Source organism: Lysinibacillus contaminans, assembly GCF_001278945.1.
In the GTDB taxonomy this organism is placed as follows: Bacteria; Bacillota; Bacilli; order Bacillales_A; family Planococcaceae; genus Lysinibacillus; species Lysinibacillus contaminans.
On the sequence record NZ_LGRV01000003.1, the window covers coordinates 20433 to 35157 of the forward strand.

Genomic DNA, 14725 nt, shown 5'->3' on the forward strand with positions numbered 1-14725 from the left:
ATGGATCGCCAACGCGTATATTTTTCACTTGCCAACCAAACGTATTATACAAATCCCCATGCAGGACCTTGGAATTTTGAACTAAATATTGACCGACAAGCACTAGATGTTTTTGAAAAAATCTTTCAGCAAATGCAGTTACTCGAAATATCGAATATGTGGAGAGCACAGCTTCCTTATGTACCCTATCATTTAGATAAAGAAAATGATGCTATTGATTTGAGGTTAAAAAAAATATATGCCTTAGTGCATGAGTATGGTGATGATGACACAAAAGCATTTGTGGAGCAGTTGCCGTATTTCGATAAACGTGTCTAGCTTGCGGCTAGGCATTTTTTGATTTGGTGGAGGAAGTTTCATTTCGATGTCTACTGAAAAAAGACAGTTTAGTATTTTGAAAAAAGGATCAATTTTTTATGGATCCTATTCTACTGAAGCATAATAAAACTAACTATAATAGTGAATATATTATGTCTACCTCTATGATAATAATTGCAAGGGTACCCATGCCAACGAAGGCTAATTTATTTTGAATTTCATTTTCCAAAGGGCTAATTTCACATACAGAACAACTAAGTGCAACCCTTGATGGATTCACCATTGTCATCAGAGATGAACTGACATTTTGAACGCAAGCTACGAGAATTGGAGAGATTCCAATTTGTACGGCCGTCTCTGTTTGCAGTCTAATAAACATTGTATTGGACGCGGTGTTACTTCCAGTTAAAAAACCGCCAGTAGCTCCTATTAAAGGTGCAATAAATAAGAAAAATTGGCCAAAAGAATGTGCCGCTGTTGATGATAAAATTTCTATCATCTTTGCCTCTGACATAATCTCCGAAACGACAATATATAAAAAAGTAGTTAAGACGACGGGATAACATTTATTGATTGTTAACTTAAGACTATCTATGATGGCACTTCTGTTTAAACGGAAGAAGAAGAGTGTGAAAATGCAAACAAGCATGAGAAAAAAACCTGGTGAATATAGTAGTGCTAACTGAAAATTATATTTTTCTATCGTAATGTTGAATATGCCAGAGAGAAATTCTTTAATAGGAAGAATAATTCTTGAAGTAAATAACAGGATGATTAATAGTAAATAAGGAGAAATATTTTTTAGAAAAGCAGATGGATTTTCTTGTGTAGATTTACTTCTTTTATTCTTTAGCTTGATCATTAGAAAAATAACGACGATTACAGTTAGAGATCCAAATATACCTGCAAGTTCGACACTAGCAAAACGATTACAGATCCATACAGAAAAGCCTAATAAAAACCCAATAAAAAGCACTTGTAAAAAGCGCTCTTTTAAAGCTTCTTTCCCGGCGCCTATGTATGTAACCAAAATTGCAAAATAGATGTATATAGGTATGCACATTAAGGCACTGCCCATGCCTAACTCATGTAAGGGAATACCGCCTAATGTAGCTCCAATGATTGTACCCAAAGATAAAGTTCCCCAAGGTATAATACATAAACTAATTAAAGCAATTACGGATGATTGAACTGGACTAAATCCTAATGCAATTAAGATAGGGGCAATGACAATTACGGCTAAACCAAAGCCACTAACAGCTTCTATTAAAGGAGATAATCCTAAAGCTAATATCAAAACCTGATATATTTTATCGTTGGTCGAGTTCGTGATAGAAGAAGCAATTCCATTTATAGCCCCCGCTTTGTCCATCAAGTGAAATAAAAAAATACCAAAAAATAAGATGTACACAATAATGGATGTCGTCAGAAAACCTTTCGTGATAGGTTCAGGTAATATTTTCATATTCGTATTAAAGACAGGTGAAATAGCGATGACTGTTGTAATAATACAAGCGGTCATCCCTGTAAAAATTGAAGATTTTTTTAAGATGAAAATCATAAACAAAATACTAAGTAGAGGTAGCAAAGCAAGAATTACTTTTAACATTTCATACACTCCTAATTTATATGACTTCAATTCATTATAGTATATAAAATTACACTATAGTATAAAAATATTGAATATTATATTTATTTAATCTGTGAAAGCAACTAAAATATTGGAATTACAGATTCGCAATAACGCTATAAGGTTTTATTAATGTTGAAAGTTATAGCTGTTGTGCCATATCATAGAAGAAATACGTCTCTGAAAATACACTATAATGAAAATGGAATTGAAGGAGCTTAATATAATGGGTTTTGGAAAACAAGTATATTTTATTAGGAAGAAAAGCAATATGACCTTACAGGATCTCTCTTCTTTAAGTAAAGTGAGTGCTTCCATGCTGTCTCAAATTGAAAGAGAAGAAAAGAATCCAACTATTCAGGTAGCTTGTCAAATTGCGGAGGCTTTAAATACGACTCTTTCAGCTTTATTAGATCAGCAGGAAAAAAGAGATGTTGTCGTGATGCGAAAAAACAATCGTCCCGTTTATGTAGATGAAAAATCCGGTTTTCAACGACACTTATTGTCACCGTCTTTTCCATCAAGAGGCATTGAATTTGTTTTAAATACTATTCCACCTCATGAAGAATCGGGGGTATTTCCAGCACACAAATCGGGTGTTCAAGAATATATTTTTGTTGAGAGTGGAAAATTACGCGTGGAATTAGGGGAAGGAGTTTTCAACGATGAATTAGAAGAGGGGGATTCATTCTTTTTCGAAGCAGATACAGAACATAGATTTATTAATATTGGAAAAGAAGAGTGTCGTTATTTCCTTGTGATTGATTCCACACAGGTGAAGAAATAGGTATCATGGTGATAAATTCACGACATAAAAGCAATATATGTTATGCTTTTTCAGGTTAAGTACAGTACTTTTTTCAGTGAAAGTTGAATGCATGGAACACGTTCGTTACACTATGAATATAGGAGTTGACGTAAATGTTTTCATTTCAAGATTTAAATGGCTTTCAAGTAGATTTAAGTTTCACAAGAGGGGAAATTACCTTGGAGTCAAAGCATGTACTCGTGTTTTTAAAGCATGAGAACAAGTGGCTTTGTACAATTCATAAACGTAGAGGCGTTGAATTTCCGGGGGGTAAGTTAGAGCCTGGTGAAACTTTAGAGGAAGCGGCTGTACGTGAAGTGTTTGAGGAGACTGGGGTGCGGGTGAAGAACTTAAAGTGGTTCGCGGAATACGCTGTACATGATGACACTTTATTTTGTAAAACGGTGTTTACTGCACAGTTTGCTGGTCAAGAAGAGATATCCTTTGATTTGGAAACGTCAGGCATGATGTGGCTGACAGAAGATGAACTAGTGAATCATCCGAATTTGAGCTTTTATATGAAGGATGAAGGAATGAAAAAAATGCTAGAGGAAGTGAAGCGTTATGACCATCAATGGTGAAATTCTTGAAAAACGTGCATACCCTTCACCGAATCCGACCATTCGTTTAACAGAAATCACATATTGGTCACAAGGTTTACGGGTGAAAGGGCTATTAGCGGAGCCAAAAGCAAAAGGAACCTATGATGGATTTCTCTATTTACGTGGTGGCATACAAAATGTTGGTATGGTAAGGGCACCTCGTATCACGCAGTTTGCAGCACAGGGATTTATCGTTTTTGCGCCTTATTACCGTGGCAATCGTGGCGGCGAAGGGCGTGATGAGTTTGCAGGAGAGGATCGCTTCGATGCGATATATGGTGTTGATGTGTTAAAGCAATTTTGCAATGACTGCGTTCATGTTTTTGGTTTCTCACGTGGTGGTATGATGGCATTGTGGACAGCGATTTTACGAAATGATATTACTTCTATTGTTACATGGGCAGGTGTCTCAGATGCAACAGCTACATATTGGGAACGAATGGATATGCGTCGTATGATGAAACGTGTTATTGGTGGCACGCCAAACCGTGTGCCTGAAGCATATGATGCTCGAACACCGTTGTTTGAAGTGGGAAAAATGACAGCACCTGCACTGATAATTCATGGACTGCGAGATGAAAATGTTGATATTGAACATGCAAGGCAGCTTGAATTTTATTTAGAAGAGGAAAAGAAAACCGTTGAAACATGGTATTATGAAAAGTTAACACATTTTTTTCCACCAGAAGTGAATCGACAAGTTGTTCGAAAGCTGTGTAAATGGATGAAAGCACAATAAATGTAATGACAGTCATTCTAATATTAGAATGACTGTTTTTATATGAATCGGCATTTGTATCAATAAATCAGCGCTCAAAAGAAAATTTCGGCGCTAGTATCAATAAATCAGCGCTCAAAAGAATATTTCAGCGCTAGTATCAATAAATCAGCGTTCAAAAGAATATTTCAGCGCTAGTATCAATAAATCAGCGTTCAAGGAATATTTCAGTGCTAATATCATTAAAATCAACGTTCAGTGGAAAATATCAGCACTTTAACCTTGTATTCAGCATTCAATTAGGTTTTTAATAAAATTAGAATTTTCGTTGATTGAAGTGGACGCCCCCTGGAAAGATCCCAAACGGAACAGAAATCAACCCTAAGTCAAGTTATATAGATAGACCCTAATTTTATATATTTGGATTATATTGTATAATTTAATTGTAATCTATTAACTGTCGGGGGTGTTGTGAGATGAATTCTATTAATTTAAAGAAGCAAGCCGCTAAGATTGTATTAGAGAAGAAGAATTTAAAGGGTGTCGTTGCACGTGTTGGGGTTGTGCTAGATATTTCAGGTTCCATGCGTAAGCTTTATCAAGAAGGTGTCGTACAAGAGACTGTTGAACGAGTGCTTGCCGTAGCAAGTCAGTTTGATGATGATGGGGCTCTTGATGTATGGGTATATGATAATGAATTTTCAAGACTGCCTGCAGTAACTGAAAAGGATTTTATTGGGTATGTGGATCGTGAAATTTTAAATAATACGAGTGTGCATAAATTTGGACGTAATGATGAACCACAAGTTATGGCAGATGTTATAAAAAAATATGTATATGAAGAGCCAAGTCAGGATCCTGTATTTATTGTTTTCATTAATGATGGGGGTTGTAGGGCTGGCATTAAACGCTCCATTGTGAAATCATCGAATAAACCTTTGTTTTGGCAGTTCATAGGAATTGGGGAATCGAACTTTGATGTATTACGCAAGTTAGATACGATGGAAGGACGGGTAGTTGATAATGCTAATTTCTTTCATCTAGAAAGTATGGAAGCTGTCAGTGATGAACAGTTATATGAGCAATTACTCGAGGAGTTTCCAGTGTGGCTAAAAGAAGCAAAAGAAAAACAGATTATGTAAAAAGGCACTTTTGACGCGATTGTGATCGACTTTATCACAAGTTATTATCCAATTACTAGAATTTTCTATCATGAAGGGGTGGGGCAATGGAGCAATTGCTTGTGGATGTAGGGGGAAGAAATTTAGCGGTCACAATGGATGGACAAGGCGAGAATACGATTGTTTTCTTGCATGGTTTAACAGGACATCAGTATAATTTTTATCATTTAGTCCAGCTGTTGAAAAATAATTTTAAAACGGTGACAGTAGATTTGGCAGGGCGGGGGGAGAGTGACCCGTCAGAAAAAAGTTCCCTGCAACAGCATGCAAGAGACGTAAAAGTACTATTAGAAAAACTGGCAATAGAGGAGCCAATACTTATTGGTCATTCCATGGGTGCCTTTATCACATCGATTATTGCTAGTGAGTATCCACATATAAAAGGGGTAGTGTATTTAGACGGTGCCTGTAAAGTTGACCCTGTACTTAGCGCAGCGCTACAGCCGTCTCTAAGTAGGCTCCAAAAAATGTACGATACAAAAAAACAGTACTTGCAAGAAATGCAACAACTATATGCACTGTTAGGTATTACTTGGACGGAAGAAATCGAAAAAGCGGTATTGTATGAAGTTGTAGAGACGGATGGCATATGGAAAAGTAAAATGAATGTCCGCAATATAAATGAAGATTTACAAGGTTTTGCAGATTATAATCCGAAAGCAATCGCAGAAAAAGTGGAATGTCCCGTGCTGTTAGTGACAGCAACAGGCAATATTGGTCCTTTACCTGCATTGTTTGCACCACATTTTTTTGAAGACACGAAGAACTATACGAAAAACATTAAAACATTAGTAACGCCAAGCAATCATTACACGATGGTGGGTACTCATCAGCCGGACATGAATCAAGCTGTTTATGATTTTGTGAAACTATTATAATATGAACAAAAGAGGAGACGAATTTAATCGTCTCCTCTTTGAATGCGTCTTATTTTAAAGGACCGCCTTGTTTAATGATTGCTTCAGAAACGTTTGAGAATTTCTTGAAGTTTTCATTGAATAAACCAGCAAGTTCAGCTGATTTTACATCATAAGCTGCTTTATCTGCCCATGCATCACGAGGATTAAGTACTTCAGTTGGAACACCTTCAACAGCTGTTGGGATGTGTAAGCCAAATACAGAATCTTGCGTTGTTTCAACGTTGTTTAATTTACCGTCGATTGCTGCACGTACCATTGTACGAGTGTAAGAAAGCTTCATACGGCTACCTGTACCGTATTCGCCGCCAGTCCAACCAGTGTTCACTAGGAATACTTGTGCACCGTGCTCGTCAATTTTTTGACCTAACATTTCAGCGTAAACTGTTGCTGGAAGTGGTAGGAACGGAGAACCGAAGCATGTAGAGAATACTGGTTCAGGCTCTGTAACACCACGTTCTGTACCAGCAAGTTTTGAAGTGAACCCGCTTAGGAAGTGGTACATTGCTTGTTCTTTTGTTAATTTACTGATTGGAGGTAATACACCAAATGCGTCAGCTGTTAAGAAGACGATTGTTTTTGGGTGACCTGCAACAGATGGGTCAACAATATTTTCGATAAATTGTATTGGGTAAGCAACACGAGTGTTTTCAGTTAATGAGATGTTATCATAGTCACATATGCGTGTTTCCGGATCAACAACAACGTTTTCTAATACAGAACCGAAACGGATTGCATGGTAAATTTCTGGCTCTTTTTCTTCTGAAAGATTAACAGTTTTTGCGTAACAGCCGCCTTCAATATTGAATACGCCATTATCAGACCACCCGTGCTCGTCATCACCGATTAATTTGCGGTCAGCATCTGCTGATAACGTCGTTTTACCAGTACCAGATAATCCGAAGAATAATGCTACATCGCCTGCTTCACCAACGTTTGCTGAACAGTGCATTGAAAGGATACCTTGTTGTGGTAATAAGTAGTTCATGATACCGAAAATCGATTTTTTCATTTCGCCAGCATACTCAGTACCACCGATTAAGATGATTTTTTTCTCAAGAGACACGATAATGAATGTTTCAGAAGCTGTGCCATCAACAGCAGGGTCTGCTTTGAAGTTAGGAGCTGAAACGATTGTGAAGTCTGCAACGTGAGATGCTAATTCTTCTTCAGTTGGACGGATAAATAATTGATGAACGAAAAGGTTGTGCCAAGCGTATTCGTTAATCACTTGGATGCTTAATTGTGAGTCCTTATCAGCGCCGGCAAAGCCCTTGAAAACGAAAAGTTCATCTTTTTCTTTTAAGTAGTTCACTACTTTTACATATAAGTTATCAAAAACTTCAGATGATATTGGTTGGTTTACATTACCCCAATCAATTTGATCTTTTGAGTCTGCTTCTTCTACAGTATATTTATCTTTAGGTGAACGACCAGTGTATTTACCAGTTTCTGCGCGAACTGCGCCATCTACTGTTAACATTGCTTCACCGCGAGATGTAGCTTTTTCTACGAGTTGTGGTACTGAAAGTTGAACTTTAATGTTCCCGCCGCTTAATAATTCCTTCAGTTCGTTTGCGATTTCTACTGAATTCATCGATTAAATACCATCCTTTTTTATAGTATTCCCTGAGTCAGGGATTTTTTCTTAATTTCAAAAATAGTATAACACAATTGACTAAATAATCTATACTAATTCAAGAATTAATTTTTGCGAATTTATTACAATTAAAAAAAACGTCATAAAATATTTGACATAGAGTACTGTTTTGCGTAACATGTGGAATTGAACGGATACTCTTATCCCGAGCTGGTGGAGGGTCAGGCCCTATGAAACCCGGCAACCTGCATGAACTATTTCACTTTATGCGTTGGTGCCAACCTGATGCAAGGGGAATTTCCCTTGAACGATAAGAGTGAAAGGTTACGAAATTACAAATCCTTTCCTCATGTACAAGCGTGGGCAGAGGATTTTTTTATTTGTAAAAATAGCTACCGTCGTAACGATAATTATTTTCTTCCTTATTATAAGTAAGGATGAGCCTTTCGAAATCCTCGTGTTAAAAGCAGCAACGGCTTGAAGTTCTATCCTTTTGGAGCGAACTTGACATGGGTAATGAGTACCGTATTAATTTCGCGAGCACTATTCGCAAGAGTAATAGGAGGAAACCAAATGACAAACCGTCGACTGTTTACATCAGAGAGTGTGACAGAAGGACATCCAGATAAAATTTGCGACCAAATTTCGGACGCAATTTTAGATGCCATATTAGCAGAAGATCCAAATGCACGTGTAGCGTGTGAAACGACTGTAACAACAGGCTTAGTATTAGTAGCAGGAGAAATCACTACTTCTACATATGTAGATATTAAAGGTGTCGTACGCGATACTGTAGCAGAAATTGGCTACACTCGTGGGAAGTATGGTTTTGATGCAGAAAATTTAGCTGTGCTTGTCGCAATCGGTGAGCAATCTCCAGATATTGCACAAGGTGTTGACCAAGCATTAGAATCACGCGAAGGTACAATGACAGATGATGACATCGAAGCGATTGGCGCAGGAGATCAAGGGTTAATGTTCGGTTACGCATGTAACGAAACACCTGAACTTATGCCATTACCAATCAGCTTAGCACATAAATTGGCTCGTCGTTTAACAGAAGTACGTAAATCAGGTGAACTATCTTACTTACGTCCAGATGGTAAAACACAAGTAACGATTGAATATGATGAAAATAACCACCCAGTTCGTGTGGATACAATTGTTATTTCAACACAACATGATGAAGATGTGACACTTGAACAAATTCAAGCAGATTTAAAAGCAGTTGTTATTGCACCAGTTGTACCAAGTGAATTACTTGATGCAAATACAAAATATTTCATTAATCCAACTGGTCGCTTTGTAATCGGTGGACCTAAAGGTGATGCAGGTCTTACAGGACGTAAAATCATCGTTGACACGTATGGCGGTTATGCACGTCATGGCGGTGGTGCATTCTCTGGTAAGGACGCTACAAAAGTTGACCGTTCAGCAGCGTATGCAGCACGTTATGTGGCGAAAAATATCGTCGCAGCAGGACTTGCAGATCGTGCAGAAGTGCAACTTGCGTATGCAATCGGCGTAGCACAGCCTGTGTCAATTGCTGTTGATACATTCGGAACTGGTAAAGTAAAAGAAAGCCAAATCGTTGAATGGATTCGAGAATACTTCGACCTTCGTCCAGCAGGCATTATTAAAATGCTTGACCTACGTCGCCCAATTTACAAACAAACAGCAGCATATGGTCATTTCGGTCGTAATGATTTAGATGTACCATGGGAAAAGACAGATAAAGCTGACGAATTAAGAGCTAAAGCTGGTCTGTAATGATGAAAGGGGAACTAAGAAATTATCTTAGTTCCCCTTTTTTTCATTGTTAAGGAAATTATAGATTTATTAATTGTGGATAACCTAGGGCATAGTTGTCGTCTAGGCTAAAGCGCTACATCCTCGAGGTCGCGGTCTGCTCCCACGGGCAAAAGTGGTGAAACGCATACTTTTGCTTCGGGTTCGCAAGCAGCTGAGGCTCACACGATGTGAGTCATTTCGGCAATGCCACATGGATGTGGCGTTTTTGCCGATCGGATGTAAACGAGCGCTTTAGCGCATTTATTCTTTTTGTAGTGATTTATAGTATTGTCCTTTTTCAGCGTATTCACGAACAATGCGTTCCATATCTTCTTTATCTTCTGCATTCAATTCACGAACAACTTTTGCTGGTCGCCCTAATGCTAAGCTATTTGGCGGAATTACCTTACCAGGTGGCACGAGGCTACCTGCGCCGATAAAAGCACCTTCACCAATTTCAGCCCCGTCTAAAATAATTGAGCCCATACCAATTAGTGCATTTTTGCGAATCGTACAGCTATGTAGGGTTACTTGATGACCAATTGTTACTTCATCCTCAATTATTAGCGGGTATTTAGGACTTTGATGTAAGCAGCAAAGGTCTTGAATACTTACACGTTTACCGATAATTGTAGGAGATACATCTCCACGAATAACCGTATTAAACCAAATTGTTGTTTCAGCTCCAATTGTGACGTCTCCCGTAATAGTCGCATAGTCTGCGATAAAAACAGAGGGATCGATATTAGGAGTTTTATCTTTAAAAGGGTAGATCAAATAAATCGCCTCTTTTCTTTTTGTGATGTGATATTATCGTATCAAATACGCAAGATATTGGAAAGTTGAAAATAAACTACACCTTAGTGCAATTGTACTTGAAGCTACATTTTTATACATAAAAATGTTACATCCAGATTTTGCATCGTGCTTACTTGGTATATTCCTTTACAATAAAGATAGTAGCCTGAGATTGCTGCATCCATAAGAAAACGACTAACGTGCTTACATCATGTGGGTCCATAACTATATTGCGGTTTAACATTATTCGACGATTATTTGGACATATCGTCGAATAATGTAAAAAATCCATGATATTCGTTATAATAATTGAGTAACTAAGTTTCAGGAGGAGTATGTTAAATGTGGAAATGGGAAGCTGATGGACAAGCCAAGGCTGTAGTTGCCGTTCTTCATGGTGCTTATGAAAATCATCGCTGGTATGCGTGGCTTATAGAAAAACTTAGAATGGAAGGCTTCCACGTTGTTATGGGGGATTTACCGAATCATGGGACAAATCTGCAGTTTTCACGTGTCCATGATGAAGAATTTAAAGAATATAATAAATATACAAGACAGCTCATAGAAAATGCTTTTTCTTATGAGTTACCTGTTTTTATAATTGGTCATGGATTAGGTGCAACACTGGCACTGCATATGATGCAAAAGAAAAAGTATGAGTGTGCAGGGATTATTTTAAGTTCGCCCTGGCTGCAATTAAAACTACAACCAGGAAAGTTATCCAACGCTTTAATTTCTATAAGTGCATTAACTGCGAATATGAAAATGACACATGAAATTGATTTTGGTAAATTAACACGCAGTGTTGAAGGTAAAGAAGAGATGAAAGACGATTTCCCTTTTTTGACGGTTGTCTCCGTAAAATGGTATCGTGAGCTGCAAATGATGATGAAAAATATAATAGTTATACCTAAAGGTGACTTTCCGAATAGACCTATGCTTGTGATGACTGGCGAAAGGGACGCAATTACAGATTCAAGAATGGCTCGTTACTGGCTATATCAGCAGGAATTAACGGAAATTCAATATAAAGAGTGGCCTAAAAGTTATCATAATCTATTTCACGAAGTAGAGCGTGAAGAGATTTTTATTTATATGAAGGATTTTATGAATAACGTTTTACGATCAGTAGGATATATAATTAAATAATCAATTTCCCTCCCTATTTTAATAGTACTTTTCTAAAATAATAGTAACCCAAAAACAATATTGTAATTTTCAGAAAAATGTAATACTATTATGTCTTAATCACAAGATTAGTATAGGGAGGGATAAGGTGGAAAATTTAGTAAAGATATTAAATGATATTTTATGGGGTCCGTGGTTAGTCTATGGAATTCTAATCGTGGGTGTATTATTCACCATAATGACGAGGTTTGTACAAGTCAGACTTGTAAAAGACAGTATTCTTTTAATGATAAGAGGAGAGAAGTCTGAAGAAGGGGTATCTTCATTCGAAGCGTTATCAATGGCTTTAGCAGGTCGTGTTGGTACCGGAAATATCGTTGGTACAGCATCTGCCATTGCGTTTGGTGGACCAGGGGCAATTTTCTGGATGTGGGTGACGGCTTTTATTGGTGCTTCGACAGCTTTTGTAGAGTCGACATTAGCACAAATATATAAAGAAAAACGCGGCGGTGTATATCGTGGTGGGCCTGCGTACTATATTGAAAAAGGCACAGGGAAAAAATGGTTTGGTGCATTATTTGCCATTGCGGCGCTTTTAGCAACGGGTATTTTAATGCCAGGGGTTCAATCCAACGCAATCTCATCTGCAGTTGAAAATGCATTTGGAATTGAAATGTGGGTAACAGGATTAGCGATCGTATCGTTATTAGCATTCATCATTATTGGTGGTGTTAAACGTATTGCGAGTGCGGCGACTTTAATAGTACCATTCATGGCAATTGCTTATATTTTGTTAGCATTAGTTGTGATTTTTATGAATATTTCAGATGTTCCTGCAGTTTTTAGTCTAATTTTCCGCAGTGCATTTGGTGCTGATGCGGTATTTGGAGGTTTGATTGGTTCTGCCATTGCTTGGGGTGTGAAACGAGCAATCTATTCAAACGAAGCGGGACAAGGTAACGGTGCTCACCCAGCAGCAGCTGCAGAAGTATCTCACCCAGCAAAACAAGGTTTAGTACAAGCATTTTCTGTTTATATTGATACATTATTCGTATGTTCGGCTACAGCGTTAATGATTTTATTTATGGGTACATATAATGTCCAAGATGGTAGCTCAACTGGCCCGATGATTGAAGAGAACGTACCAAATATGACGTACTCTGACTTCACACAAGGTGCAGTAAACGGAGCTTTCCCATCATTAAATAACTTTGGTTCAGCTTTCGTTGCGATTGCATTATTCTTCTTTGCTTTCACAACTATTATGTCATATTACTATATTGCTGAAACGAATGCTTCCTACTTATTTAGGGGTAGTAAGGAGAAAATAGCCATTTGGGTTGTGAAATGTATTGTTATTGTAGCAACATTCTATGGGACAGTACGTACCTCTGACCTTGCTTGGGCGTTCGGTGACGTTGGACTTGGTCTGATGGTTTGGGTCAATGTCCTCGGTATGTTGCTCATGACAAAGCCAGCCATGCTCGCATTAAAAGATTATGAGCGACAGAAAAAAGAGGGGAAAGATCCAGTTTTTGATCCTCGTACTTTAGGAATTAAAGATGCAGATTTTTGGATTGAATATAACGATAAACGTAATAAAAAATAAATGAAAATCCGTAGCGTTAGCCGCTACGGATTTTTTGGTAGTTCTTTCATTTTTTCTAAAGCAATAACAAAAGGTGGGTCATTTTGTTGGTTTAGAAATTCGTATTTTAATACATGTACATATTTTTGTGGAAGTGTACTTACATAGTCAATTACTGTATCGCGTTCTTCCTTACCACCTGGGTGGCCGTGATAAATCACAAGCACAATCAGACCACCGATTTTAAGCAATCCTAGTAAATCTTCAATAGCTTGAATCGTCGTGTTCGGCTTTGTAATAATATCATGGTTACTACCAGGTAAATAGCCAAGATTAAAAATAGCAGCGGCTACTGGCTTTTGTACATGTTTTGCAACTTGTTCATGCCCTGCATGTAGGACAAGTGCCCGGTGCTCTAATGAATGATCAAGTAAGCGATGTAATGTTGCATCGACTGCTGACTTTTGTACGTCAAATGCGTATACTTGTCCGCCATCCCCAACTAGTTGAGCGAGAAACAATGTATCATGTCCGTTACCAGCTGTTGCATCCACGACAGTATCGCCTTCTTCAATGGCTTCTTTTAATAGCTGTTGTGCATATTGTAAAACGCGTTGTAACTTCATTTTGAGACCTCAGCATTAAAATATTTGCCTTGCCAGCTACCCCTTTTTTCAAGTTCCGCATCGATGCCATTTAGTACTTCCCATTTGTTTACACTCCACATGGGACCGATCATTAAGTCAATGGGCCCGTCACCGGTAATTCGGTGAATAACCATTTCTGGTGGTAAAATTTCTAATTGGTCTGCTACTAACTTTGTATAGACATCTTGGTCTAAAAATTCAAGCATACCCTTTTCATATTGCTTCACCATAGGCGTACCTTTTAATAGATGAAGTAAGTGAATTTTAATACCCTGTACATCAAGTTTTGCTACTTCACGAGCCGTTTCCATCATCATGTCATAGTCTTCAAGAGGAAGCCCATTAATAATATGCGAACATACTCGAATACCATGTTTGCGAAGTTTTTCTACACCTTCTACATATGTTGCATAGTCATGTGCGCGGTTAATTAAGTTTGCTGTTTTTTCGTGTACAGTTTGTAACCCAAGCTCAACCCATAAGTATGTGCGTTCATTCAACTCTGCTAAATATTCCACTACATCATCTGGTAAGCAGTCTGGGCGAGTGGCAATCGATAATCCAACAACACCTTCTTGTGCAAGGGCAGCTTCGAATTTTTCCTTTAAGACAGGAAGGGGGGCATGCGTATTAGTGTAGGCTTGGAAGTACGCCATATACTTGCCGTCTTTCCATTTTTGATGCATTTTATCGCGAATTTCTGCAAATTGAACGTCGATAGGGTCAACTTTATTCCCTGCGAAATCCCCTGAGCCTGCAGCACTACAAAATGTACAGCCACCAAAGGCTACTGTACCGTCGCGATTTGGGCAGTCAAAGCCTGCATCTAGTGCGACTTTAAATACCTTATGGCCGAAATGGTCGCGTAAATAGCGATTCCATGTATAGTATCTTTTCCCTTCGGAAGGAAAAGGAAAGTTTGTTTCTGTCATGTGTTTCACTCCTCTAACGGTATATTTTATCATGCAAGGAGCGTTCCGTCATGGGGTAATCCTTATA

At 38.0% G+C, this 14725-nt stretch carries 14 protein-coding genes and 1 riboswitch; of the genes, 9 read left to right on the forward strand and 5 right to left on the reverse strand.

The window, feature by feature from the left end; all coding sequences use genetic code 11:
- Nucleotides 1–318 (forward strand): hypothetical protein, encoded by a 318-nt coding sequence (locus AEA09_RS02645; protein ID WP_053582370.1) that lies wholly within the window; start codon nt 1–3, stop codon nt 316–318.
- A gap of 133 nt (nt 319–451) precedes the next feature.
- On the opposite strand, the gene AEA09_RS02650 is transcribed toward AEA09_RS02645, so the two are convergent.
- On the reverse strand, nt 452–1927 hold the full coding sequence (locus tag AEA09_RS02650) for an L-lactate permease (RefSeq protein ID WP_053582371.1): 1476 nt from the start codon (nt 1925–1927) through the stop codon (nt 452–454).
- A gap of 247 nt (nt 1928–2174) precedes the next feature.
- Here AEA09_RS02650 and AEA09_RS02655 point away from each other — a divergent pair, with 247 nt between their 5' ends.
- From AEA09_RS02655 to AEA09_RS02675, 5 genes are all read left to right on the forward strand, one after another.
- Complete coding sequence (locus tag AEA09_RS02655) at nt 2175–2735, forward strand: helix-turn-helix domain-containing protein (RefSeq protein WP_053582372.1); 561 nt, start codon at nt 2175–2177, stop codon at nt 2733–2735.
- Nucleotides 2736–2869: 134 nt separating this feature from the next.
- Nucleotides 2870–3337 carry an NUDIX domain-containing protein gene (locus tag AEA09_RS02660; RefSeq protein WP_053582373.1) on the forward strand — a complete coding sequence of 156 codons (468 nt, stop codon included), beginning with the start codon at nt 2870–2872 and terminating at the stop codon, nt 3335–3337.
- Nucleotides 3321–4097 carry an alpha/beta hydrolase family protein gene (locus tag AEA09_RS02665; protein ID WP_053582374.1) on the forward strand — a complete coding sequence of 259 codons (777 nt, stop codon included), beginning with the start codon at nt 3321–3323 and terminating at the stop codon, nt 4095–4097. Before AEA09_RS02660 ends, AEA09_RS02665 begins: the two co-directional genes overlap by 17 nt.
- Nucleotides 4098–4552: 455 nt before the next feature.
- Nucleotides 4553–5218, forward strand: a complete 666-nt coding sequence (locus AEA09_RS02670; protein WP_053582375.1) for a vWA domain-containing protein — start codon at nt 4553–4555, stop codon at nt 5216–5218.
- 86 nt (nt 5219–5304) lie between these two features.
- Nucleotides 5305–6135 carry an alpha/beta hydrolase gene (locus AEA09_RS02675; RefSeq protein ID WP_053582376.1) on the forward strand — a complete coding sequence of 277 codons (831 nt, stop codon included), beginning with the start codon at nt 5305–5307 and terminating at the stop codon, nt 6133–6135.
- A 49-nt stretch (nt 6136–6184) separates the two neighbouring features.
- Here the strand turns inward: AEA09_RS02675 and pckA are convergent, their stop codons facing one another.
- Nucleotides 6185–7771, reverse strand: a complete 1587-nt coding sequence (pckA, locus tag AEA09_RS02680; RefSeq protein ID WP_053582377.1) for a phosphoenolpyruvate carboxykinase (ATP) — start codon at nt 7769–7771, stop codon at nt 6185–6187.
- 200 nt (nt 7772–7971) lie between these two features.
- Nucleotides 7972–8091: riboswitch (SAM riboswitch) on the forward strand.
- Nucleotides 8092–8347: 256 nt separating this feature from the next.
- On the opposite strand from pckA, the gene metK reads away from it, so the two are divergent.
- On the forward strand, nt 8348–9544 hold the full coding sequence (gene metK / locus AEA09_RS02685; RefSeq protein WP_053582378.1) for a methionine adenosyltransferase: 1197 nt from the start codon (nt 8348–8350) through the stop codon (nt 9542–9544).
- Nucleotides 9545–9826: 282 nt separating this feature from the next.
- On the opposite strand, the gene AEA09_RS02690 is transcribed toward metK, so the two are convergent.
- On the reverse strand, nt 9827–10342 hold the full coding sequence (locus AEA09_RS02690; RefSeq protein ID WP_053582379.1) for a gamma carbonic anhydrase: 516 nt from the start codon (nt 10340–10342) through the stop codon (nt 9827–9829).
- 363 nt (nt 10343–10705) lie between these two features.
- Here AEA09_RS02690 and AEA09_RS02695 point away from each other — a divergent pair, with 363 nt between their 5' ends.
- Both AEA09_RS02695 and AEA09_RS02700 read left to right on the forward strand, forming a co-directional pair.
- Nucleotides 10706–11512, forward strand: a complete 807-nt coding sequence (locus AEA09_RS02695) for an alpha/beta hydrolase (RefSeq protein ID WP_053582380.1) — start codon at nt 10706–10708, stop codon at nt 11510–11512.
- 127 nt (nt 11513–11639) lie between these two features.
- A complete protein-coding gene (locus AEA09_RS02700) occupies nt 11640–13100 on the forward strand; it encodes an alanine/glycine:cation symporter family protein (protein WP_053582381.1) in 1461 nt (486 codons plus the stop codon).
- Nucleotides 13101–13123: 23 nt separating this feature from the next.
- On the opposite strand, the gene mnmM is transcribed toward AEA09_RS02700, so the two are convergent.
- Both mnmM and mnmL read right to left on the reverse strand, forming a co-directional pair.
- Nucleotides 13124–13705, reverse strand: a complete 582-nt coding sequence (gene mnmM, locus AEA09_RS02705) for a tRNA 5-(aminomethyl)-2-thiouridylate-methyltransferase MnmM (RefSeq protein WP_053582382.1) — start codon at nt 13703–13705, stop codon at nt 13124–13126.
- Nucleotides 13702–14658 (reverse strand): tRNA modification radical SAM protein MnmL/YtqA, encoded by a 957-nt coding sequence (gene mnmL / locus AEA09_RS02710; protein WP_053582383.1) that lies wholly within the window; start codon nt 14656–14658, stop codon nt 13702–13704. The genes mnmM and mnmL overlap by 4 nt, the downstream gene beginning before the upstream one ends.
- Nucleotides 14659–14725 lie beyond the last annotated feature (67 nt).